1 pseudogene is annotated in these 255 nt (G+C 55.3%); it reads left to right on the top strand.

The annotated features are described in order from the left end of the window. A pseudogene (locus FRY97_RS22840) lies at positions 1-255 on the top strand (hypothetical protein); the annotation flags it as partial.

Raw genomic sequence — 255 nt, 5'->3', positions numbered from 1 at the left:
TACTTGTGCAGACATCGGCAATCCCCGTACGGTAGAGATGGTCTCTACGGACCCAAGTGGCAATACCGGCCGCTGTGAGTACGAAGTGACGACAGTAGACGTTGATGCACCGGTCATTGTATGCCAGGACATCACGATTGAGCTTGACGCGAATGGAGAGTACACGATTGCCAACGATGAGGCGCTGGTCAGCTTGACGGATAACTGTGGCTTCAATGGCCCCTTCACGGTTGGCGGCCCACCACAGCGCATGTT

Origin of the sequence: Phaeodactylibacter luteus, from assembly GCF_007993045.1 — a bacterium.
Classification (GTDB): Bacteria; Bacteroidota; Bacteroidia; order Chitinophagales; family Saprospiraceae; genus Phaeodactylibacter; species Phaeodactylibacter luteus.
The sequence above is the reverse complement of the archived record's forward strand: the minus strand, read 5'-3'. Positions and strand labels throughout refer to the sequence as shown.